The sequence below is a fragment of the Sporomusaceae bacterium genome, assembly GCA_031460455.1.
Taxonomy (GTDB): Bacteria; Bacillota; Negativicutes; order Sporomusales; family UBA7701; genus Anaeroselena.
Genome location: JAVKTQ010000014.1, coordinates 45,563 through 66,416, shown reverse-complemented (window position 1 = coordinate 66,416; position 20,854 = coordinate 45,563). Strand labels below are relative to the sequence as shown.

Genomic DNA, 20,854 nt, shown 5'->3' with positions numbered 1-20,854 from the left:
GGCTACTGACTAATGTACACCGGCGTTCCCACCGCCACCATCCCCGCCAGCTCCAGCACATCGCGGTTATACATACGGATGCAGCCGCGCGACACATAGCCGCCGATCGAGGCAGGGTTGTTGGTGCCGTGGATGCCGTAGCGCGGAATGCTCAGGCCGAGCCACATCGCCCCGAAAGGACCGCCGGGGTTGGGCCGCTTCACGACGATCGTGTAAGACCCTGGCGGCGTCTGATGGCCCGGCCGGCCAACCCCGACAGGATAAGTGTTGATTAGCCGGCCGTTGCCGATCAGCGACAGGGTGCGGGCGGACAAGGAGATGCGGATAGCGTAGGTCATATAATCACCTCCCTCCATCATATGTCGCGGTCGTTGATAAAGCCCCGTCTGCGGCGTTGCTCCTCGGCTGCCATCCTCAGCGTACGTCCGTGTACGCTTCTGGTGTCAGCCTCCGGTGCGCCTGGCATCCGGGGCTTTCTGAACGACCGCAAAGTAAAACAAATTAAAAGCAGGCAGCGAAATCGCTGCCTGCTTCGGCATATCTATGCCCTATTTCTCGAATCGTTCCTTCCAGTGCTGGCCGTCGCAGAACGGCTTGTTCGCCGACTTGCCGCAGCGGCAGAGAGTATAGTGGCTTTTCGCCTCCGGCGCCGAGCCGTCGGCGTCCTTGACCGCTATCCCGCCCGTGCAGCGCAGCGGCCCGCCCTTGTCCACCTTGATTGCCGGCGGTCCGTCGCCCCAGTCCTTGTGGCGCTCGCCGTTTACCGTATAGCTCAGCGCCCCGGACGGGCAGCTCTCGATCACCCTGATGATCTCCTCCGCCGACGCCGCGTCGGGGTCTATCCACGGGGCGCCGTCCTTTTTGAACACCGCCGGCAGCCCCCGCAGGCACTCGGCCGAGTGGGCGCACACGCGCCTGTTGTCGTGGATAGTGATATGCCTGCCGGCATAAGCCTTGCTCCGGCCGGCCGGCGTGCTTCTCTCCCGCTTGCCGACAAAACCGATTTTACTGTGGGTGCCGTCGCAATAAGGCTTGTGGCTAGAAGCGCCGCAGCGGCACAGCGAAGTCACCGCCTCCAGTGGCAGGTTCCGCCCGCCCGGGCCGGTCATTTTCTCGACATCGACAACCATATAGGGGCTATAAGGGGTGAAAACGACCATCGGCGTCCTCACGTCGCCTTCTTTGGGCGGTGTTCCTTCCTTGCTCATATCCGTACCTCCCGACCAGCACCGTATTTGGGAAAATATTCCCTGCCGGCTGCCGCGAATCCTTCTTCCGCCCGTCAGACAAGATAACGGAGGTATACATACACCGTCGCGATAACGACTGTAAGCAACATAATTGGAAAGGCGACTTTAAAGAAACCTTTATCTCAATCAAATGAGATAGCGCAGATACAAATACACCGTCGAAATGGCAATCGTCAGCAGCATGATCGGGAAAGCGATCTTAAAATAACCCTTGAAAGAGATATTGTAGCCCTCCTGGGCTGCCAGTCCGGCGACGATGATGTTGGCGCTCGCGCCGATGATCGTGCCGTTGCCGCCCAGGCAAGCGCCGAGAGCCAGGCTCCACCACAGCGGCTCCAGATTGGCCACGCCCATCGTGCCCATATCCTTGATCAGCGGGATCATCGTCGCCACGAAGGGGATATTGTCCACGAACGCCGAAGCTATCGCGCTCAGCCACAGGATGAGCAGCGCGGTAGCCGTCACATTGCCGGCCGTCAGCCTAATCGCCTCCTGCGCCAGCCACTTGATGACCCCCGTTTCCACCAAGCCGCCCACCAGCACGAACAGCCCGACAAAGAAAAACAGCGCCACCCACTCCACCTTGTGAAAAATGTGCTCCAGCCCGTGCTCGGACTGCCTTGCGGCCAGGAGCAGGAGAATGCTCGCCCCGAACAGGGCGACAGTCGCCGACTCCAGATGGAAGAGCTGGTGGGTAGTAAAGAGGAAGATCGTGAGAGTCAGGACAGCCAGGCAGGTTTTGAGCAGCTTTATGTTGGCAAGCTGCTTGGTCTCGTCGAGATGCATTATCTTTTCCCGCAGTTCGTCGGTTGTCACGAGTTTTTTGCGGTATATCCAGGCCAGGAGCGCAATGACGATGAAATGCATGAAAAAGGAAATCAGAAACAGATTGTTGAGAAATGCCATGAAAGTCAGCTCTTTCACCGCACTGCCGATCATGATGTTCGGCGGGTCGCCGATAAGAGTGGCCGTGCCGCCGACATTGGAAGCGATGATCTGGGCGATGAGATAAGGAATGGGCGGCACCTCAAGCTGGCGGGTGATGCTGATCGTCACCGGCACCGTCAGCAACACGGTGGTCACATTGTCTAAGAGCGCCGAGCAAACCGCCGTCAGTGTGCCGAGGGCGATGAATAGCTTCACCGGGTCGCCGTTCACCTTCTTGGCCGACCAGATGGCCAGATAGCGGAATAGGCCGGTTTCGGCGGTCACGCCGACGATAATCATCATCCCCACCAGCAGTCCGATCGTGTTGAAATCGATGTGGTGGATGGCCTGCTCCTGGCTGAGGATGCCGAACACGACCATCAGCATGCCGCCCACCATCGCCAGGACGGTACGGTGGATCTTTTCGGAAATAATCAGGGCGTACACAGCGACAAAGACCGTTACCGCGAAAATTACCTGGTTGTCCATTAACCTACCTCCATGACCAATATCAAAGACGCATACCGACAAACAAAAAGGAGGGGACCTTGGTGACAGTCTCCTCCAAAAAATCAGCCATATGCGCTTAGGTTACATTTTATCCTATTTTCCGGTGACAGGTCAAGTGGGCCACAGAAAACTAAATCAGATAACGCAAGTATACATACACAGTACAGATGGCGATCGACATCAGCATAAGGGGGAAAGCGATCTTGAAGAAACCCTTGAAAGTGATATTGTATCCTTCCTGGGCCGCCAACCCGGCGACGATGATGTTGGCGCTTGCGCCGATAATCGTGCCGTTGCCGCCCAGGCAAGCGCCGAGGGCCAGGCTCCACCACAGCGGCTCGAGATTGGCCACGCCCATCGTGCCCATATCCTTGATCAGCGGGATCATCGTCGCCACGAAGGGGATATTGTCCACGAACGCCGAAGCTATCGCGCTCAGCCACAGGATGAGCAGCGCGGTCGCCGTCACATTGCCGGCCGTCAGCTTGACGGCTTCCTGGGCCAGCCACTTGATGACGCCGGTATCCACCAGGCCGCCGACGACTACGAACAGGCCGACGAAGAAAAACAGCGCCACCCACTCGACCTTATTAAAGACATGCTCCAGGCCGTGTTCGGTATGCTTGGCGGTAAGCACCAGCAGCAGGCTGGCGCCGGTAAGGGCAGCGGTGGCCGAGTCGAGGTGGAAAAGCTGGTGGGTGGTGAAAAGGAAAATTGTGAACGCCAGCACGAACAGGCAAGTCTTAAGCAGGGGGATGTTGGTAAGCTGTTTGGTTTCATCCAGTTCGCGGATTTTCGCCCGCAGCTCGTCGGTGGTTTGGAGTTTGTCGCGATAAATACGCGACATAATAAAGATAGTGATAAAGTGGATAAAGAAAGAAATAAGAAACAGATTTTTGGCGAAAGCCATGAAAGTCAGTTCTTTCACGGCGCTGCCGATCATGATATTGGGGGGGTCGCCGATGAGGGTGGCTGTGCCGCCAATGTTCGAAGCAATTATCTGCGCTATAAGGAAAGGCATCGGTGAAATATTGAGTTGACGGGTGATGCTGATCGTCACCGGCACGGTCAACAGCACGGTCGTGACATTGTCGAGAAACGCCGAACACACGGCAGTCAGCGTGGCGAGGGCGTAAAAAAGCTTGACAGGGTCGCCATCCACCTTCTTGGCCGACCAGATGGCCAAATAGCGGAAAAGGCCTGTCTCGGCAGTGATGCCGACGATGATCATCATTCCCACCAGCAGACCGATAGTGTTGAAGTCGATATGGTGGATAGCCCGCTCCTGGGTGATAACGCCGGCGAGGATAAGCGCCATCCCGCCCGCCATAGCCAGGATAGTGCGATGCATTTTTTCGCTGATGATCAGGGCATACACCAAGAGAAAAATAGAAACTGCGATTATTACCTGCTTATCCAAAACCAGGACTCCCTTCATTGTGCGTCTGGGTGACATGCTGTGAGAGCGCTACTCGTCCTGAAGGACACAAAAAAGCAAAGCCAGGGGAAACCTACTCTGCAGGCCCCTCCCAGCTCCGCGGCAATAAGCACTATAGGTATTATTTTAATTCATTATTTGCTAACAAGCAAGGATAAAGTGCCGCAATTCCGGCAATAAGATAATTTTTATCACAAACGCAGCGCCGCTTCCGCAGCCAGGGGCGAACGCTCGCACTCGTCGTACTGCAGCGTCACCTGGAAGCACAGCTTCGAGCCGCGCATCTTCTCGCTAGCGTAGCTCAGGCCGTTCGAGCGGCTGTCGAGGAACGGATTGTCGATCTGCTCCGGGTCGCCGAGCAGAATGATCTTCGTACCCAACCCCGGCCTGGTGATAACCCCTTTGGCCTGGCGAGGCGTGGCATTCTGCATTTCGTCGAGGATCATCCAGTACTTATAGAGCGAACGGCCGCGCTGATAAGCCAGCGCCTCGGTCTGGATAATGCGCTTGTCGAACAGCATCTGGACAGTGTCTTCCACCTGGGATATTTCCTTTGCCTCGGTCATCATATGCCCCGACATGAGGGTGAACATATTATCGCGCACCCCCCGCATATACGGGCTGATCTTCTCATTCTCCGATCCCGGCAGGAAGCCGATATCCTCATCCATGGGGATATTGGGCCGGCAGATGAGGAGGTGGTGATAGTCGCGGGGACGGCAGTCGAGGTGCTTATAAAGGCCGACCGCCAACGAATAAAAAGTCTTGGCCGTCCCGGCGGGGCCCTTGATGATGACCAGCGGCGCCTCGTCGGCGTCCATCATCAGGCATTCCTGCATAAAAACCTGGCCGATATTGCGCGGCGTGACGCCAAACGGGTTGCGGTTGCGGAACTTCAGATGCACCACCTTATCCCCGTCGAAGCGCCCCAGGGCGGTATGGCGATCGTTATCGGTCGACCGGATGAGCATGAACTGGTTGGTCACGAATACGCCCTGTTTCAGCGTGTGGTCGGTCTCGTCGTACTCGCTGAGCTGGGCGGGGTCAATGGCGTTGCCGTCGTCGAGGTGGAACTTGTTGATCGTATCCGAAGATGTATAGACAACCGTGCGCCCCGTATATTGGTCCTCGATCGCGGCCACCTTATCGTTGCGGAAATCCTCCGCCTGGATGTCGAGAATGACCGCCTTGACGCGCAAATTGGTATCGCGGCTGACCAGCACCGTATGATAGCCGTTATCCGCGAGGCCCTTGCAGACCTGGAGAATGCGGTTGTCCGGCTTCGCCCGGTCCCAGTGGGGGGGCAGATTAATATCCAGGCAGTTAGTCTCGATGCGCAGGATGCCGCCCTGCTCGTTGAGCGGAATGCCGTTCAGCAGATTGCCCTCAGAGCGCAGCTCGTCGATGATGCGGCTGACCTGGCGGCTGTGGGCGCCGCGCTCGGTCGACTCCGACTTGAACTTGTCGAGCTCTTCCAGCACAACTTCGGGGATAATCACCGTGTGCTCGCTGAATGCAAAGATAGCTTGGGGAGAATAAAGTAAAACATTAGTATCGAGCACATAATGCTTTTTCAATGGAATCCCCCTTTTGACAAAAAGTGCTACCTGCTTCCATTATAAATGAAAACCACAATATCTGCACTAAGTTTATAGCCTGACCCGCAACATATGGGGTAGAACCCCCGGCTCCCTGTGCTATAATAATAACAGGAACAGTCAGGAGGAAATGCCATGGGCGAACGCCTGCTTGTCGCCGCCGTCGTATCCTTCGCCACGGTGTGCGAGATACTCGACGTCGTCTCCAAAGCGGTATACGATAAGATCCTCCGGCAGAGTACGGACAATACGCAGCAGGGGTGAAAGCATGCACATAGGAATAATCGGCGTAGGCCGCATGGGCAGGGAACTCGCCCGTCGCCTCAAAGACCATGTCGACCTCACCGTCTTCGACCGCGATGCCGCCTTCCTGGCCGCCATGCAAAGCGAGCTCGGCCTGCCCGCCGCCGGCTCCATCGACGAACTGGCGGCCATCGGCACCGTCATCCTCGCCGTCCCCGACCCCGAAGTCATCAACTGCATCAAAGACTTCAACCAGCTCAAAACCCCCGTGACCGTCATCAACATCGCCACAAACGTCGCCCAGCACGTCCTCGAAGAAACGGCCGTCGCGCCCGTCCGCTGCATAAACGTCAAATTCGTCGGCCACGCCGGCGAAATGTCCCTCGGGCTCGATCCGGTCGTCATCATCGACAGCCGGCCGGCCGACCTCGTACCGGTCGCCAAAGAAATCTTCGCCGCCGTCGGCCACGTCATCGTCGGCAAGGCCGACATCGTCAGCTTCATCAACACCACCGCCGCCGAGAAAGCGCTCGAAGCGGCCGTTTACATCGAAGAAGGCCTGCGCCAGCAGAACGTCACCGACCCCGACATCGTCAAAAGCGCCATCCGCCAGGTTGCAGCCGGCGTGCTCAAAGCATATGCCGACCAGGATCTAGGACCCTTCGCCCGCCAGATCGTCCGCGCCGTCCGGGCCAAGATGCGAAAATAGGGCAGGCCGTTGATAGCCCCCATCTGCGTTGTTGGTTCTGCGGGCGCTTGCTAGCGTACGTCCGAGTACGCGTCGCATCGCGTCCTCGAACCGCCTAGCATCTGGGGACTCTGAACGGCCTGCGCATATCATAATAATTTGTACGCCCCTGTACCGGGGCGATTCTTTTTTGCCCTCCAAACTGGTCGGTTCCAAATATAGCAAAACTGGCGATTGACGACAGGCCGGATTAGCGGTATATTTTCATCATGGCGGATAATCCGCCCGGAGGTGCCGATGCTGCTGCTCACCGTCGACGAACACAGCCTTGAGCCCATATACCGGCAGATCGTCGCCCAGATCAGGGACAAGATCGCCGGCCGCGTTCTGCTGCCCGGCGAAAAACTCCCTTCCACCCGGCGGCTGGCCGACCAGCTCGCCATTCACCGCTCCACCGTCGCCACCGCCTACCAGGAATTGTGGGCCCTCGGCTTCGTCGACCTCGGCCCCGGCTCCTGCCCGCGCGTCCGCGACCGCATGCAGATAGCCACCGCCGCCGACCGCGGTGAAAAAGGCCTCGTCGACTGGCAAACCATTGTCTCACCGGCCAGCGACACCATCTGGCAGACTTACCGCCGGCTCGATCCGCCCGGCCGGGAAAGCACCCCGGCCCTCATCAACTTCGCCAGCATGAACATGGACAGCCGGCTCTTTCCCCTCGAAAGCTTCCGTGCCTGCCTCGACCGGGCGGTGAAAAACCACGGCGACACCCTCCTCGGCTACGGCGCCAGGGCCGGCTTCCGGCCGCTCAGGGAATACATCGCCCGCCGTCTCCAAAGCCACGGCATATCCGTAACCGCCGAAGAAATCCTCATCACCAACGGCTCGCAGCAGGGCATCGACCTCGTCTTTCGCATGATCGCCGCCCCCGGCAAGACCGTCGCCATCGAATCCCCCACCTACGACTACGTTCTGCCGCTGCTGCGTTTTTACGGCCTAAGGCCGGTCGAGATTCCCATCCGCCAGGGAGGCATGGACCTCGACGCCCTTGCCGCGGCCCTAGCCAAAGAGCGGCCCGTCCTCGTCTACACCATGCCAACATTCCAGAACCCCACCGGCATCAGCACCGGCCAGGCCCACCGCGAACGCCTCCTCTCGCTGTGCGAACAGCACCGCATCCCCATCCTTGAAGACGGCTTCGAGGAAGAGATGAAATACAGCGGCCGCGTCGTCCTGCCTGTCAAATCGATGGATAAACGCCAGCTCGTCATCTACTGCGGCACCTACTCCAAAGTCCTCTTCCCCGGCGTCCGCATCGGCTGGCTGGCGGCCGAAAAAGAATGCGTCGAGCGGCTCGTCGCCATCCATCGTTTCAGCGAACTCGCCCCCAGCATGATCCTCCAGGCGGCCATCCACGAATTCTGCCAGAGCGGCCACTACGACCGCCACATCGGCCGCATGCACCGCGCCTACCGCAAAAGGATGCAGACCGCCGTCCGCGCCCTCCACCGCCACATCGATCTCGCCTGGGCCGAATGGACCGCGCCCAGCGGCGGTTTCCTCATCTGGCTCAAGCTCAAACCGGTCCCTCATCCTCCGTCCGACTGGAAAGCCCTGCTCGCCGCCCACGGCGTCGAGGCTACCACCGGCAGCAGCTTTTTCTACGGCGAGACCCCCGATACATACCTGCGCCTCTCCATCTCTCCCCTCAACGAGACAGAAATCACCGAAGGCGTCCAGCGCCTCGCCGCGGCGCTCCGCGAAGCCCACCAGTCTCACTAAACGGAAAAATACTCGGAACCGGCGGCAATAGCCGGCTGACCGTCGTATAAATTGCCGGAAATGGCCCCATGTTAAAGTTGATGCACGATACAGGAGGTAGAAACACAATGGAACAAGGAACTTTTCGCGTAAAAGCCGGCCTGGCGGAAATGCTCAAAGGCGGCGTAATCATGGACGTAACCACCCCCGAACAGGCTAAAATCGCCGAACAGGCCGGCGCCTGCGCCGTAATGGCCCTTGAGAGGGTCCCGGCCGACATCCGCGCCGCCGGCGGCGTCGCCCGCATGGCCGACCCTACCATCATCCAGAAAATAATGGAAGTCGTCACTATTCCCGTCATGGCCAAAGCGCGCATCGGCCACTTCGTCGAGGCCCGCATCCTCGAGGCCCTCGGCGCCGACTACATCGACGAGAGCGAAGTCCTCACCCCCGCCGACGACAAATACCACATCAACAAACACGACTTCAAGGTACCCTTCGTCTGCGGCGCCAAAAACCTCGGCGAAGCGCTCCGCCGCATCGGCGAAGGCGCGGCCATGATCCGCACCAAAGGCGAGCCCGGCACCGGCAACGTCGTCGAAGCCGTCAAGCATATCCGCATGGTCATGAGCGAAATCCGCCTCCTTCAGAACCTCCCCGAAGAAGAAGTCGCCGCCTTTGCCAAAAACATCGCCGCCCCCATCGACCTAGTCCAAGAAACCAAGAAACTCGGCCGTCTGCCGGTTGTCAACTTCGCCGCCGGCGGTATCGCCACCCCGGCTGACGCCGCCCTCATGATGCAGCTCGGCTGCGACGGCATCTTCGTCGGCTCGGGCATCTTCAAATCCGGCGACCCGGCCGCCAGGGCCAAAGCCATCGTCGCCGCCACCACCTACTACAACGACCCCAAAGTCCTCGCCGAAGTCTCCCGCGGGTTGGGCGAAGCCATGCCTGGTCTGGAGATTTCCACCATCGCGCCCCATGAGCGGATGCAGGAGCGGGGCTGGTAACAGTGAAAATCGGCGTACTCGCCCTCCAGGGCGCCTTCCGCGAACACCGCTGGATGCTGGAGCGCTGCGGCGCTGAAGCCGTCGAAGTCAGGAAACCCGAAGACCTCGACGACCTCGCCGGCCTCGTCATCCCCGGCGGTGAAAGCACCACTATCGGCAAACTGCTTGTCGAATGGGGCCTCATGGATAAAATCAAGGAACGTGCCGCCGCCGGCATGGCCGTCTACGGCACCTGCGCCGGCATGATCCTCCTTGCCAGGGAGATCGTCGGCAGCGACCAGCCGCGCCTCGGCCTCATGGACGCCACCGTGCGGCGCAACGCCTTCGGCCGCCAGCGCGAGAGCTTCGAAGCCGACCTTAATGTCCCCGAATTCGGCGCCGAACCGGTGAGAGCTGTGTTTATCCGCGCCCCCTTCATCGAAAACGCCGGGCCGGACGTCAAAGTGCTGGCCGCCGTCGGCGACCACATCGTCATCGCCCGCCAGGGCAAATTCCTCGTTACCGCCTTCCATCCCGAACTCACCGACGACGACCGTATCCACAAATATTTCCTAGAAATGATCCAAGGCAAGGCATAATAGAAGGGCCAGCGAATATATTACATATTCGCTGGCCCTTTTCGCGGCAGCCTATAAGGTCCATCTGCGGCGTTGCTCTTCAGAGCGCTTGCTAGCGTACGCAACCAAGTACGCGTCGCGGCGCGTTCGCACCCTTCCGGGTATAAGCGACCACATCAACGCTAAAGCGTTGTGTGTCTGCTTATCCGGTGCGCCTTGCATCTGGAGCCTTCTAGGCCGCCGCAGGGATAACCTTTGGAGGAGGCATCGCCATGCACATCCCCGCCGGTATCCTTGCCCGCGCCGAGCGCGCCCTCACCCTCACCCCCGCCCAGGAGGAGGCCGTCGTCGCCGATTTTCGCGCCGCCATGACCGCCGGGCTGGCCGGCGAACAGAGCTCTCTCAAAATGCTGCCCTCCCACCTCGGCAAGCCGACCGGCGACGAGCGCGGCCTCTTTCTCGCCCTCGACTTCGGCGGCAGCAATGTCCGCGTCCAGCTCATCGAACTCCAGGGGCAGGGGAAATGGCTCGTCCGCAGCCAGACCGCCGCCCCGCTCCGCGACCCGGCGGGCGCCTACGACTATACGGCCGCCGCCGTCACCGGCGAGCAGCTCTTCGACTTCCTCGCCGCCCAGATCGCCGCCCTCGTCGACGACGGACGCGACTACCTTCTCGGCCACACCTTCTCCTTCCCGTGCCGCCAGCCCGACCTCGGCCACGCCGTCCTCCTCGGCTGGACAAAGGAAATAAAGACCGCCGGCGTCGAAGGCCGCGAAGTGAGCGGCCTGCTGGCCGCCGCCCTCGCCCGCCGGGGCCTCGCGCGGGTACGGCCCGTCGCCGTCATCAACGACACCGTCGGCACCATGCTCGCCGCCGCCTATCGCGACGGCAGCGCCGACATCGCCGCCATCTGCGGCACCGGCCACAACACCTGCTACTACGACGACGCCCGCGACACCATCATCAACATGGAATCAGGCAACTTCGCCGCCCTGCCCCTCAGCTCCTGGGACGACGCCCTTGACACCGCCAGCGAACACCCCGGCGCCCAGCGCCTCGAAAAGGCGGTCGCCGGCCGCTACCTCGGCGAAATCGCCCGCCTTATCGTCGCCGACGCCGGCGGCGAGACCGGCCCGCCCTACTCGCTTACCGCCGAAGATCTTGCCCGCTGGCTGGCGGAACCCGACGGCCTGCGCCGCCGTCTCGCCACCCTCGTCGCCGGGCGCTCCGCCCGGCTGGTCGCCGCCACCTTCCGCAGCGTCCTCACTCACATCGACCCAGGCCGAAAATACAAACACACCGTCGCTATCGACGGCTCGCTGTACGAAAAAATGCCCGGCTACGCCGGAATGCTGGCCGCCGCGCTCGGCGCCTCCCCCGTCCTCGTTAAAGACGGTTCCGGGGCAGGGGCGGCTGTCGCCGCCGCGCTGACCGTCAGTCGCCGTTAGAGCGGGCGGTGGGCGGTTCGTCCCAGCGGGGCATATTGCCGCGGGGGCTGTTGAAGACCGAGTTGATCGCATGGGTCGCGTTAAGCTGGGTCATCAGCCAGATATACATATCCCGTAAGCTGTTGAGATCGAAATGAGTATTCTTAAGCGCGTTCAGCGTCCAGGCCGCCAGCCAGATGAACAGGAAAACGACCGTGATCGCCCCGACGCACACGTTCGGGGCGTTGACGACAAGCTTCCACATGCAGGGTCGCTCCTTTCCTAAGATGCTACAAGGTATGCAGCTGGCGACCCGTTCGCCCCTGTGAAAACAAAACCCCCGCCTCACTGCGCAGTGAGGCGGGGGCTTTCATACCAGAGCCTTCTTTATTGGCGATTATCGCGTGGCAGTTTCTCCAGCGCCTTGATCAGCAGCGTCAGCACCCGGTTGACCGGCGTCGGCACCCCGAAGCGCTCGCCCTCGCGGACAAGCGCGCCGTTGATCGCCTCGATCTCCGTCATCCGGCCCCCCGACAGATCCTGCAGCATCGACGAGCGATTCTGGGCCGTGGCTACGGCGACGGCCAGCACCTTCTCCACCGGATTGCCATACGGCAGCTTCACCCCGGCGGCGTCCGCCACCCTCACCGCCTCCTCCACCGCCATCGCCAGCACCTGCCTGGTCTCCTCATGGTCAGCCAGCTCGCCGTTCTTCAGGCCGGTGATACCGGTGAGCGCGTTGATGCCCACATTGACGATCAGCTTGCCCCAGATAAGCGACGCCACATTGTCGTCGGCGATTGTCGTAATACCGGCCTTCGTAAGACAGGCGGCGATCTTCTGCAGGCGCTCGGTCAGTCCGCCGCCCATCTCGCCGATATGTGTCTCGCCGCTGCCGCCGTGCATAATCCGTCCCGGCCCCAGCAGCGTCGCCCCCTGGGCGGTCGTTCCGGCAATCACCCTGGCGGCGCCTACCGCCGCGGCAATCGTCTCGGCGTTGCCGTAGCCGTTCTGGAGGGTCAGTACCGCCGTATCCGGGCCGAGCAGGGCGGCGGCCGTCGCGGCCGCATTGGCGGTCGCGGTCGACTTCACGAAAATGATCGCCAGCTCGGCGGCGCCGATGTCCTCCAATCTGGTCGTCGCCTTCGGCCGGGCCACGATATCCCCGGCCGGCGAGGCAATCGAAAGCCCCTTGTCGTTTATGGTCCGGACATGCTCTTCCCACACGTCCAGCAGCCAGACCTCTTCCCCCGCCAGCGCCAGGCGTCCGCCGAAAAGGCTGCCCATGGCGCCGGCGCCGATGATGGCGATTTTCACAGTCTCACCCCCGGGTTAATAGAGCCGTTTGAGCACTTCGTCCTTCATCGTGAAGCTGTGCTCCGGCCCGGGGAACTTGCCGGTGGCCACTTCCTCGGCGTAAGCGTTAAAAGCGGCGACGATATCCTGGCTGACATTCGCGTACTGCTTGACGAACTTCGGCACGAAGCGGTCGAACAGACCGATAAGATCGTGGGTGACAAGCACCTGGCCGTCGCAGTGGACACCGGCGCCGATGCCGATTGTCGGGATGGTCAGCTTCTTGGTAATGATCTCCGCCAGCGGCGCGGGGATAGCCTCAAGCACAATCGCGAACGCGCCGGCCTCTTCCAGCTTCAGCGCCTCGTTGATCATCCGCTCGGCCGCGGCCGTATCTTTGCCCTGCACCTTGAAGCCGCCGAGAGCCGAAGCCGTCTGCGGCGTAAGGCCGATATGGGCCATTACCGGGATGCCGCCGTTGACGATCGCCCTGACCGTCTCAACCACCGTCAGGCCGCCCTCCAGCTTAATGCAGTCGGCGCCGCCCTCCTTCATCATCCTGGTGGCGTTATAAACCGCGTCGCTGATGCTCATATTGTACGAGCCGAACGGCAGGTCGCCGACGATCAGCGTATTCTTCGCGCCGCGCACCGTCGCCTTGCAATGGTGGATCATCTCGTCCATCGTTACCGGCACCGTGCCGTCGTAACCCAGCACCACCATGCCCAGCGAATCGCCGACAAGGATTAGCTCGATGTCGGTCTTGTCCACCAGAATGCCGGTCGGATAATCGTAGGCCGTTACCATGCGGATTTTCTTGCCCTGCTCCTTCATCTCTTTGAGCGAGGGGATTGTCACCTTCTGCTTAGCCATAGGACGTTTCCTCCAATCGAATATTGAATACCGGTCGATGCGCGTGACGCCGCCGATGTCTACTGCAATTAATTCGCTGCCGGCAAATATTTCCCTGCCGTTAACCGCAAGCGAAAGGGTGGTTCCCCACCCTTTCGTCTACTTATTTCCCTTGTTTTTGCCGCCCTTGCCGCCGCCGCACTTCTCCTCGAAGCCGGAGAATGCGGCGAAATCGCCCTGCACCGGGCTACCCTGCGCGATTTTGTCCTTATTTTTGGCCATCGTTATTCCTCCTCACCGCTCGCTAAGAGCATCCTGCGATACACTTGAACCCGCACTTCACGCAGGCATCGCCGCTCAGCACGTCCTTATCGACGGCGCAGGATGCGCCCTCGCGGCTGCTGACAGACTGCTCGCTCTGGGAAAGCAAAACAATCACCCCTTTCCCCGATAGTGTAGCCCGGAAAGGAGTGAAATATATACTATTCTCACCGGCCGGCGCCAAGTAGCATCTCCAGCCTCACGATAAACTCCCCCTGCGCGCGGTTAATCTTACGCTTCGCCGCCGGCACGGGGAAAAAAGCCGCCTGGTCGATCTCCGGGAACCATTGCTCCCGCCCCGACTTGGGCGGCCACTCCAGCGGAAAAAGGTTGCTCGCCGGAATCCGGCCATCCTCCCATTCGCCCGCGAACGCCCACGCGTGCACCGTCTTGCCGCTCGCCTGCACCACCGACCCCAGCGGCAGGAACTCGCCCGCCGCCGTCATGCCCGTCTCCTCGGCAAACTCGCGGACGGCGGCCGTCAGCAGATCCTCGCCGGCCTCGATCTCCCCCTTGGGGATGCCCCAGTAGCCAAGGTCCTTATGCTTCAGGTAAGGCCCGCCGGGGTGGGCCAGGAATATCTCCAGCTCGCCGTTTTTTCGCCGGAACATCATCAGGCCGGCGCTGATCTTATTCATAGTCATGGGTTGTTCCCTCCGCCCGGGCGATATTGTCGTCCGGCAAATCCATTATAGAAGTTTTCCCGTAAGGTGTCAGCCGGAAACAGGAATAAAAACCCTCCGTCCGGAAATATTGAATAGAAACCATACCCGAGGGAGGCATACAAAATGCTGTTCACCCCGTTCACCGCCAAGGGCCTGACCCTGAAAAACCGCATCGTCATGCCGCCGATGTGCAACTACGTCGCCGGCCGCGTGGGCCTCGCCACCGACTGGCACTACATCCACTACGTCACCCGCGCCGTCGGCGGCGTCGGGCTCATTATCCAGGAAGCCACCGGCGTCGAGGACGGCGGCCGCATCACCGCCCGCGACCTCGGCCTATGGAACGACGGCCAGCGGGACGGCCTGGCGCGCATCGTCGCCGCTGCTCATCAGTACGGGGCCAAAATCGCCGTCCAGCTCAACCACGCCGGGCGCAAAAGCGAAGTCGAATACCTCGAGCCAGTCGGACCGTCGGCCATTCCCTTCAGCGACAAACACCGCACCCCCCGCGAACTCACCGCAGACGACATCGCCGCCATCGTCGAACGCTTCGCCGCCGCCGCCCGCCGCGCCGCCGCCGCCGGCTACGACGCCGTCGAAATCCACGGCGCCCACGGCTACCTTATCAGCCAGTTCCTCTCCCCCCTCAGCAACAAGCGCGACGACGGCTACGGCGGCTCTCCGGCGGGTCGCGCCCGCCTGCTCGGCGAAATCGTCGCCGCCGTGCGCGCCGTCCTCCCGGCCGCCATGCCGATCATCGTCAGAGTCTCGGCCTCCGACTGGGAAGAAGGCGGCAACACCCCCGAATCGATGGCCGCCATGCTAAACCTCGTCAAAGGCGAAGGCATAGATATCGTCAACGTCAGCTCCGGCGCCGTCACCCCCGCCGTGCCGCGGGCCTTCCCCGGCTACCAGATACCCTTCGCCCTCACCATCAAAGAAAAAACCGGCCTGCCCGTCATCGGCGGCGGCCTCATCACCGACCCCATCCAGGCCCAGCAGGTCGTCAAAACCGGCGTCGACCTCGTCTTCCTCGGCCGCGAGCTGCTGCGCAGCCCCTACTGGCCGCGCAAGGCCGCCTTTGTCCTCGGCCAGGAGACCGACTGGCCGGAGCCTTACCTGCGGGGCAAATTCCTGTGAACGGCCTGCCGGAGAGCGTCGCCCTGCTTATCATCGACGTCCAGCAGGCCATCGACGACCCCGCGTGGGCCAAACACGGCCCGCGCAACAACCCCCGTGCCGAGGAAAACATCGCCGCCCTGCTCGCCGCCTGGCGCCGTGCCGGGCGCACCGTCGTCCACGCCAAACACGAATCGGTCGAGCCCGGCTCTACCTATCGCCCCGGCCAGCCCGGCTGCGAATTCAAACCCTGCGCCGCGCCGCTCGCCGGCGAACAAGTCGTCGTCAAACACGTCAACAGCGCCTTCATCGGCACCGGCCTGGCGGAAACCCTGCGGGCCGCCGGCGCCCAAAGCCTCGTCATCTGCGGCGTCATCACCAACAACTCCGTCGAAGCAACCGTCCGCATGGCCGGCAACCTCGGCTTCGACACCTGGCTCGCCCACGACGCCGCCTTCACCTTCGCCCGCCCCGACTACGACGGCCGCCTCCGGAGCGCCGCCGAAGTCCACGCCATGTCGCTCGCCAACCTTGAGGGCGAATACTGCCGCGTCGTCACAACCGGCGAAATACTCGCCATGATCCAATAACCCCCTGGGAGTGGTCGTCATGAAAGTCGCCGCCGTTAACGTTCCCGGCTACGCCCGCGCCGCAGTGGAAAATTGGTGCTACCCCGTTTGTTAGTGATACCATGGATTAGAGTATTATGCTCTATTACCTGCCATTGGTGGCATGTCCACAAAAGAAACATTTTCGTTTCCTTCGCCTTAATAGGTGGCGAAATACTTTTCAAACAAATTATGCTTTAACATGCTCCAAACATCTCGTGAAATAAGCCGCGAACATCTCCGCCTTGAATCGCCAATCCTGCTTTTTTATCTGCTCTAAGTTTTCTTGGGAAAGTACTTTAAATAATTCTGGACGGGATATAAACTGCCGGATGGCCTGCTTGAGACAGCTAACCGAGCGCTCCTTGAGAATAAATTCGGATTGTTTTGGCCCGAATACTTGGGGGACAATACCCACATCGGTAGATATCACGGGAACTCCGCAAGCCATCGCCTCCAAGACCGGGTTAGGCGTGCCTTCTATTTTGGAGGCGCAAACATAGAGATCAATTTTTGCATAATAATTTACCATCTCGCGGTGGGGGATCAGTTTTTCCGCCCGATCGGCCATAAGCAGTTCCACAGGCAAGCCTTCCTTGACCAGTTGCCTGATTGCTGGCTGAAGAATAGTATTAACTCCCTTGAAATCTTCGCTAGGAGCCGCTAAGCCTCCCCAGCGGCTGTGCCCCGTCCACCCGATCAAGATCTTGCAGGATTCGGCTCCCCGGAACCGCTGTAAGTTCACCGGATAAAACAGCGACAGGTCTATACCGTCTTCAAGTACGGCAGATGGCTTGGGATAACCGTCGATATGGGAGTATATTTCAAATAATCGTTTTGATGAGACGTAATAGCCATCAACAATGTTTTGGAATAAAAACAATTTTTCCGCAATCTCTCTTTTTTTCAAGTATAAATGATCATAGACCGCGGTAGAAAAAAACTGGCGGGCAAGCGCGTTCGCAGCGAGTGGATATGCTTTATGATCCGGGGACAGGAGAGACTCGATAAGCCGAAGATCTTCCCGCCAGAAAAAGTGTACGACGCGGCAATCTTTGACCATTGATAAAAGCTGTGGAATGTCCTTTATTTGGCTCATAGATAAAACCGTGAAATTAAACCGGTCGCTTAAATAACAGCAAAGCTCACGTGCGATGTTGGCAAACGCCCAATAATCCGCATCGAGGATTAAAGCAATCTTCGGAAGGGAAGGACTCGCTTGCCCCATACATTCCGAACCGGGGTCTTTCATCTTGGCACACCATCCTGGCCTTAATTTCGTATCCTTTACACCGGAAGTCATTCTTTAGCGGCGATCCAGGCAATAAGCGCATCGTCCCAAACCACCAGTTTGTGCTTTTTCTCGAAATATTCGGCCGCCCCTCTGATCGTTTCCAGCGACCATCGCAGCTTTTCGTATTGCCTGTCCAGCTCTGCTACTGCCTCACAATGATCATGCACCCAGGCAAAGCACCCGGTATTTCCGATCTTGTAGCCTGCCTGGAACAGGCGGATCGACAAATCCAGATCCTCGTAGCCTATGAACATTCCTTCATCATAGGCGCCGATTTGTTGAAACGTCTGTTTTTTTATTACACACGCTCCGCCGCTGAGAAAAGTGGACAGGAAACACTGACCGGAGAAACTGTTTTGCTGTTGCGGTATCCAGGCGCTTTTGCATATTGTATGATATTTGTCATCTTGGGGCCAGATGTAAAAATGTCCCCCTATCGCAGTTACGGTACCGTCTTTATCGAGCAGCGGCAGATTCAAGAAGTGGCAGCCGAGCAAAGCGATATCGGTCTGTATGGCTTGCAGCGGATCATCGATGAAATATATGTCGTTGTCGAGAAACATGATCCAGTCAGTATTAACATAGGGGATGGTGCGATTGCGTCCACCCCCGACGCCATGGTTTTTTTCCAGCTCCACGATCCGCCAGCGAAAGGGGAAGCTTTTACATGCTTCCTGTAGCTGGATGAGCTCCTTGGCTGCCGACCCATTATCGACGATCAGGATTTCACCGGCAAACCGAGGGATGTGTTTGACAATCGACGCCAGTAGTCTGGCGGATAATGCCGAACGATTTAAAGACAGAAAGGTGATTGTTAGATTCTTGCCAAGCGTCCCGATATTAGGGCCATCTTCAGCGGATGAATCTTTTGACAGAAAATAGTGATTAGGCTCAAACAGATAATCGGTCTTGCGGATACCGGGGATGAGGCGGCTGCGACGGGGCTTTTTCATCGGAAGAATCCTCCCAAGGAAGGACGATATCAGACCAACTTGTTCGTGCAGTACAGACATTCGGGATGAGGGTACAATCCATTGACCGCCAGATTTCTGAGCCTACGCATTTCCGGCGTATTATTTGGATCATCAGCGCTAAATATATTTCCGGCACAAAAGCGCGGCAAAACCGGACCGATGCAGCCACCGACGTTTCCGGCCGCGTCAATGCTAATAACTTTCTTGTACGATTTACAGATTGGCCTCCCGCCCGCCGATGGACGGCCAAATCTTAGGTAACTCGGGGGAGTAACGATATAGGGACGACTACCTATTACTCTTTCGATATCCCCGATAATCGAGCGATCATTTACAGTAATTATTTTTTCTACCTGTTCCGGACGGAGATCGTCCGGCAGATAATTAGCGATACGCAGGAACGTCGGCTGCAGATCATCGCACAGATCGAGTATTTTACCCAAGTCCTGATAATTATTCTTGGACACCGTGTAACAAAACCCCAGATTGTTGTACTTTTCTTTAAGCTGCCGATAATTTTGCACCATGGGCGTGAAGATGTCTGAGCCGCATGCTGCCAAAGTGCTGCCTGCATTCCATCCATATAAGCGAAACGAAATATAGTCTGGCTCGTAACGCAGGGAAAGCAGTTTATCCCCATAAGCTCCGTTCGTATTAATCCCGATAGTTTTGTGCAAGGATTTAACGTAATCTACGAGCTCAGTTATCCGTGGGAAAAGTAGCGGGTCGGGTTCTCCCATAACATGAAACGTACGGAGATGGGGGTATAACTCAAGGATTCTCGCAACAATTGACTTCGCCATCCCGTCGGCAGGTCTGCCGCCGACGAATTTTTCCCCGCAATCGCCTCGTTCCGGATGCTCGGTATTCAGTGCATGAAGATAACAACTGGTGGGCTGGCGGCGCGCTTTCCAGGACCTACCCCCTAAGGAGAATCGTGATTCGGCGGCCGACGGCGCTACCATCAGTCGTAGCTGCTCTCTAAGCCAGGGCCGATAATCGTGATCCCAGCTCACCCCATGCTTCTTGATCAATCTTTGGTATGAAATTTCGATAATCTGCTCATCGTACCGCGTAAGAACCGCCTTTTTTGTTTCCTCATCCTGGACCTGGCGATGATCGTGGACCAGCAATATATCCTCTACGCTCCGAGTTCTTACCGGGTTCCCCGACAGAAGGGCCCTTAACGCCAATTCCCAGTCCTCTAAGCCAACCTTTATTTCGCGGTCATAAAGCCCCAGCCGGTCAAACAGCCGCCTGCTCACTATTGCGGCCCCGCCGGGGAACATATTCGACGCTGCCGTTTCCGCTATGTGTGTTTTAACATGGCCATCTTCAACCCCCATAGACAGGTGTGGCACGTAGCGTTTATCGTGGACATTAAATAAACGAGGGACGAACGCCTCGATTTCCGGATATGCTACAACATGGTTTTGTAAAACCTCCAGCCAATCCGCAGTGTAAATCCGGATATCGTTATCGACAAAAAAAAGCCATGGTTCCCGAGTATTTTGAATCAGGGCGTTTCGCCCGACCCCCACCCCTAAGTTTGACGGCGACTCGAATATCTGGATATTGGGGTGGTTGCGACAAAATAATCTCAGGTCCCGGCAGGCGCTCTCCGATGAATTATTATTCAGCACATAGATATTGACTCCCGAACTCAGAAAGCTTTTGATGCACTCGATCGTTTGGGGCATTTTTTCGTGAAACAGGATACACACGCCGGGTTTTTGGGCTGGAATGTGAGTCACCCCCTCCGTGGAACTGGCCCACACCACTTATTCCCCGTCTCGGTTTCGACGGAGGCACAACTATCTCATTTCTGCCTTTGTATGTCTCTACAGAATCGTCTCTTTACGGCGACGATTCAGGAGCATGAGGAGCCGCATGGGTCCGGGATGATAAATAGGGTCATGGGTGATCCCGATACTTTTGGCAACTATGGAGCATAGATCAACACGGGCGACAACTTCATTGACAAGTTCTCCGCCCGGAGTAAGAATTTCCACGCTATTTGATTCCGACGATGCGGCCGGGGTGAGAAGGGCGATACGGCAGTCTTCGATTTCCTGCAAGTTGCCAAAATAAGTAAAGCCATCCGCGCTGAACAATAGTACATTGGTGTTTAGTCCGCATGATAGTTCCTTGATGAATGCCCGATTGCATATCTCTAAAAAAAAGCTCACAAAATATGTACCTCCTCTAACAAATAGGTTGGAAAGTGTACTATACTGTATGCGTGAAAAGCCGAAACTGCTACTTAGCTATGGCTGTTCCAGACCCGCTATCGTCAGCGTTTATCTGCTTGAACTC

At 58.5% G+C, this 20,854-nt stretch carries 23 protein-coding genes; 8 read left to right on the top strand and 15 right to left on the bottom strand.

Translation table 11 applies throughout. From position 1 onward, the window contains the following. Positions 1–2: 2 nt before the first annotated feature. The 5 genes from RIN56_16785 to RIN56_16765 all read right to left on the bottom strand — a co-directional run bounded on the left by RIN56_16785 (position 3) and on the right by RIN56_16765 (position 5,702). Complete coding sequence (locus tag RIN56_16785) at positions 3–338, bottom strand: L,D-transpeptidase (GenBank protein ID MDR7868458.1); 336 nt, start codon at positions 336–338, stop codon at positions 3–5. 210 nt (positions 339–548) lie between these two features. Beyond that, a complete protein-coding gene (locus tag RIN56_16780; GenBank protein MDR7868457.1) occupies positions 549–1,208 on the bottom strand; it encodes a CDGSH iron-sulfur domain-containing protein in 660 nt (219 codons plus the stop codon). A 168-nt stretch (positions 1,209–1,376) separates the two neighbouring features. After that, entirely contained in the window at positions 1,377–2,666 is a 1,290-nt protein-coding gene (locus RIN56_16775; GenBank protein ID MDR7868456.1) for an ArsB/NhaD family transporter, read from the bottom strand. 151 nt (positions 2,667–2,817) lie between these two features. Next, positions 2,818–4,107, bottom strand: coding sequence for an ArsB/NhaD family transporter (locus RIN56_16770; protein MDR7868455.1), 1,290 nt, complete (start codon positions 4,105–4,107; stop codon positions 2,818–2,820). Positions 4,108–4,316: 209 nt separating this feature from the next. Beyond that, the gene (locus RIN56_16765; protein ID MDR7868454.1) at positions 4,317–5,702 is read right to left on the bottom strand and encodes a PhoH family protein; all 1,386 of its coding nucleotides are present in this window, start codon (positions 5,700–5,702) and stop codon (positions 4,317–4,319) included. A gap of 156 nt (positions 5,703–5,858) precedes the next feature. Between RIN56_16765 and RIN56_16760 the strand changes: the two genes are divergently transcribed. From RIN56_16760 to RIN56_16735, 6 genes are all read left to right on the top strand, one after another. After that, a complete protein-coding gene (locus RIN56_16760) occupies positions 5,859–5,987 on the top strand; it encodes a hypothetical protein (protein MDR7868453.1) in 129 nt (42 codons plus the stop codon). Positions 5,988–5,991: 4 nt separating this feature from the next. Continuing rightward, a complete protein-coding gene (locus RIN56_16755; GenBank protein ID MDR7868452.1) occupies positions 5,992–6,675 on the top strand; it encodes an NAD(P)-binding domain-containing protein in 684 nt (227 codons plus the stop codon). A gap of 276 nt (positions 6,676–6,951) precedes the next feature. Next, entirely contained in the window at positions 6,952–8,436 is a 1,485-nt protein-coding gene (locus RIN56_16750; GenBank protein ID MDR7868451.1) for a PLP-dependent aminotransferase family protein, read from the top strand. A 107-nt stretch (positions 8,437–8,543) separates the two neighbouring features. Then, positions 8,544–9,425, top strand: coding sequence for a pyridoxal 5'-phosphate synthase lyase subunit PdxS (gene pdxS, locus RIN56_16745; GenBank protein MDR7868450.1), 882 nt, complete (start codon positions 8,544–8,546; stop codon positions 9,423–9,425). A 2-nt stretch (positions 9,426–9,427) separates the two neighbouring features. Further along, positions 9,428–10,003: a pyridoxal 5'-phosphate synthase glutaminase subunit PdxT gene (gene pdxT, locus RIN56_16740; protein MDR7868449.1), complete on the top strand. Its 576-nt coding sequence runs from the start codon at positions 9,428–9,430 to the stop codon at positions 10,001–10,003. A gap of 251 nt (positions 10,004–10,254) precedes the next feature. After that, entirely contained in the window at positions 10,255–11,430 is a 1,176-nt protein-coding gene (locus tag RIN56_16735) for a hexokinase (protein ID MDR7868448.1), read from the top strand. On the opposite strand, the gene RIN56_16730 is transcribed toward RIN56_16735, so the two are convergent. The 6 genes from RIN56_16730 to RIN56_16705 form a co-directional block, all read right to left on the bottom strand. Then, positions 11,417–11,674, bottom strand: coding sequence for a hypothetical protein (locus RIN56_16730; protein ID MDR7868447.1), 258 nt, complete (start codon positions 11,672–11,674; stop codon positions 11,417–11,419). The genes RIN56_16735 and RIN56_16730 overlap by 14 nt on opposite strands. 122 nt (positions 11,675–11,796) lie before the next feature. Continuing rightward, on the bottom strand, positions 11,797–12,726 hold the full coding sequence (locus tag RIN56_16725; protein ID MDR7868446.1) for a 2-dehydropantoate 2-reductase: 930 nt from the start codon (positions 12,724–12,726) through the stop codon (positions 11,797–11,799). 15 nt (positions 12,727–12,741) lie between these two features. Further along, complete coding sequence (gene panB / locus RIN56_16720) at positions 12,742–13,578, bottom strand: 3-methyl-2-oxobutanoate hydroxymethyltransferase (GenBank protein MDR7868445.1); 837 nt, start codon at positions 13,576–13,578, stop codon at positions 12,742–12,744. Between the two features lie 138 nt (positions 13,579–13,716). Then, complete coding sequence (locus RIN56_16715) at positions 13,717–13,839, bottom strand: hypothetical protein (protein ID MDR7868444.1); 123 nt, start codon at positions 13,837–13,839, stop codon at positions 13,717–13,719. 22 nt (positions 13,840–13,861) lie between these two features. Next, on the bottom strand, positions 13,862–13,996 hold the full coding sequence (locus tag RIN56_16710; protein MDR7868443.1) for a hypothetical protein: 135 nt from the start codon (positions 13,994–13,996) through the stop codon (positions 13,862–13,864). 49 nt (positions 13,997–14,045) lie between these two features. Beyond that, on the bottom strand, positions 14,046–14,522 hold the full coding sequence (locus tag RIN56_16705; GenBank protein ID MDR7868442.1) for an NUDIX domain-containing protein: 477 nt from the start codon (positions 14,520–14,522) through the stop codon (positions 14,046–14,048). Between the two features lie 144 nt (positions 14,523–14,666). On the opposite strand from RIN56_16705, the gene RIN56_16700 reads away from it, so the two are divergent. Together RIN56_16700 and RIN56_16695 are read left to right on the top strand one after the other, a co-directional pair. After that, the gene (locus RIN56_16700) at positions 14,667–15,683 is read left to right on the top strand and encodes an NADH:flavin oxidoreductase/NADH oxidase (GenBank protein MDR7868441.1); all 1,017 of its coding nucleotides are present in this window, start codon (positions 14,667–14,669) and stop codon (positions 15,681–15,683) included. Then, positions 15,680–16,252, top strand: a complete 573-nt coding sequence (locus RIN56_16695; GenBank protein ID MDR7868440.1) for a cysteine hydrolase family protein — start codon at positions 15,680–15,682, stop codon at positions 16,250–16,252. Before RIN56_16700 ends, RIN56_16695 begins: the two co-directional genes overlap by 4 nt. Before the next feature lie 208 nt (positions 16,253–16,460). On the opposite strand, the gene RIN56_16690 is transcribed toward RIN56_16695, so the two are convergent. From RIN56_16690 to RIN56_16675, 4 genes are all read right to left on the bottom strand, one after another. Continuing rightward, positions 16,461–17,522 (bottom strand): glycosyltransferase family 4 protein, encoded by a 1,062-nt coding sequence (locus RIN56_16690; GenBank protein ID MDR7868439.1) that lies wholly within the window; start codon positions 17,520–17,522, stop codon positions 16,461–16,463. A 47-nt stretch (positions 17,523–17,569) separates the two neighbouring features. Next, positions 17,570–18,517, bottom strand: a complete 948-nt coding sequence (locus RIN56_16685; GenBank protein MDR7868438.1) for a glycosyltransferase — start codon at positions 18,515–18,517, stop codon at positions 17,570–17,572. 29 nt (positions 18,518–18,546) lie between these two features. Continuing rightward, positions 18,547–20,262 (bottom strand): glycosyltransferase, encoded by a 1,716-nt coding sequence (locus tag RIN56_16680; GenBank protein MDR7868437.1) that lies wholly within the window; start codon positions 20,260–20,262, stop codon positions 18,547–18,549. Positions 20,263–20,379: 117 nt separating this feature from the next. Beyond that, the gene (locus tag RIN56_16675; GenBank protein ID MDR7868436.1) at positions 20,380–20,727 is read right to left on the bottom strand and encodes a hypothetical protein; all 348 of its coding nucleotides are present in this window, start codon (positions 20,725–20,727) and stop codon (positions 20,380–20,382) included. Positions 20,728–20,854 lie beyond the last annotated feature (127 nt).

What these genes read in the sequence shown, in the direction of transcription:
- RIN56_16785 (MDR7868458.1), bottom strand. Translation starts at nt 338, where the DNA reads ATGACCTACGCTATCCGCATCTCCTTGTCCGCCCGCACCCTGTCGCTG.
- RIN56_16780 (MDR7868457.1), bottom strand. Translation starts at nt 1,208, where the DNA reads ATGAGCAAGGAAGGAACACCGCCCAAAGAAGGCGACGTGAGGACGCCG.
- RIN56_16775 (MDR7868456.1), bottom strand. Translation starts at nt 2,666, where the DNA reads ATGGACAACCAGGTAATTTTCGCGGTAACGGTCTTTGTCGCTGTGTAC.
- RIN56_16760 (MDR7868453.1), top strand. Translation starts at nt 5,859, where the DNA reads ATGGGCGAACGCCTGCTTGTCGCCGCCGTCGTATCCTTCGCCACGGTG.
- RIN56_16755 (MDR7868452.1), top strand. Translation starts at nt 5,992, where the DNA reads ATGCACATAGGAATAATCGGCGTAGGCCGCATGGGCAGGGAACTCGCC.
- RIN56_16750 (MDR7868451.1), top strand. Translation starts at nt 6,952, where the DNA reads ATGCTGCTGCTCACCGTCGACGAACACAGCCTTGAGCCCATATACCGG.
- pdxS (MDR7868450.1), top strand. Translation starts at nt 8,544, where the DNA reads ATGGAACAAGGAACTTTTCGCGTAAAAGCCGGCCTGGCGGAAATGCTC.
- RIN56_16735 (MDR7868448.1), top strand. Translation starts at nt 10,255, where the DNA reads ATGCACATCCCCGCCGGTATCCTTGCCCGCGCCGAGCGCGCCCTCACC.
- RIN56_16730 (MDR7868447.1), bottom strand. Translation starts at nt 11,674, where the DNA reads ATGTGGAAGCTTGTCGTCAACGCCCCGAACGTGTGCGTCGGGGCGATC.
- panB (MDR7868445.1), bottom strand. Translation starts at nt 13,578, where the DNA reads ATGGCTAAGCAGAAGGTGACAATCCCCTCGCTCAAAGAGATGAAGGAG.
- RIN56_16715 (MDR7868444.1), bottom strand. Translation starts at nt 13,839, where the DNA reads ATGGCCAAAAATAAGGACAAAATCGCGCAGGGTAGCCCGGTGCAGGGC.
- RIN56_16705 (MDR7868442.1), bottom strand. Translation starts at nt 14,522, where the DNA reads ATGACTATGAATAAGATCAGCGCCGGCCTGATGATGTTCCGGCGAAAA.
- RIN56_16700 (MDR7868441.1), top strand. Translation starts at nt 14,667, where the DNA reads ATGCTGTTCACCCCGTTCACCGCCAAGGGCCTGACCCTGAAAAACCGC.
- RIN56_16690 (MDR7868439.1), bottom strand. Translation starts at nt 17,522, where the DNA reads ATGAAAGACCCCGGTTCGGAATGTATGGGGCAAGCGAGTCCTTCCCTT.
- RIN56_16685 (MDR7868438.1), bottom strand. Translation starts at nt 18,517, where the DNA reads ATGAAAAAGCCCCGTCGCAGCCGCCTCATCCCCGGTATCCGCAAGACC.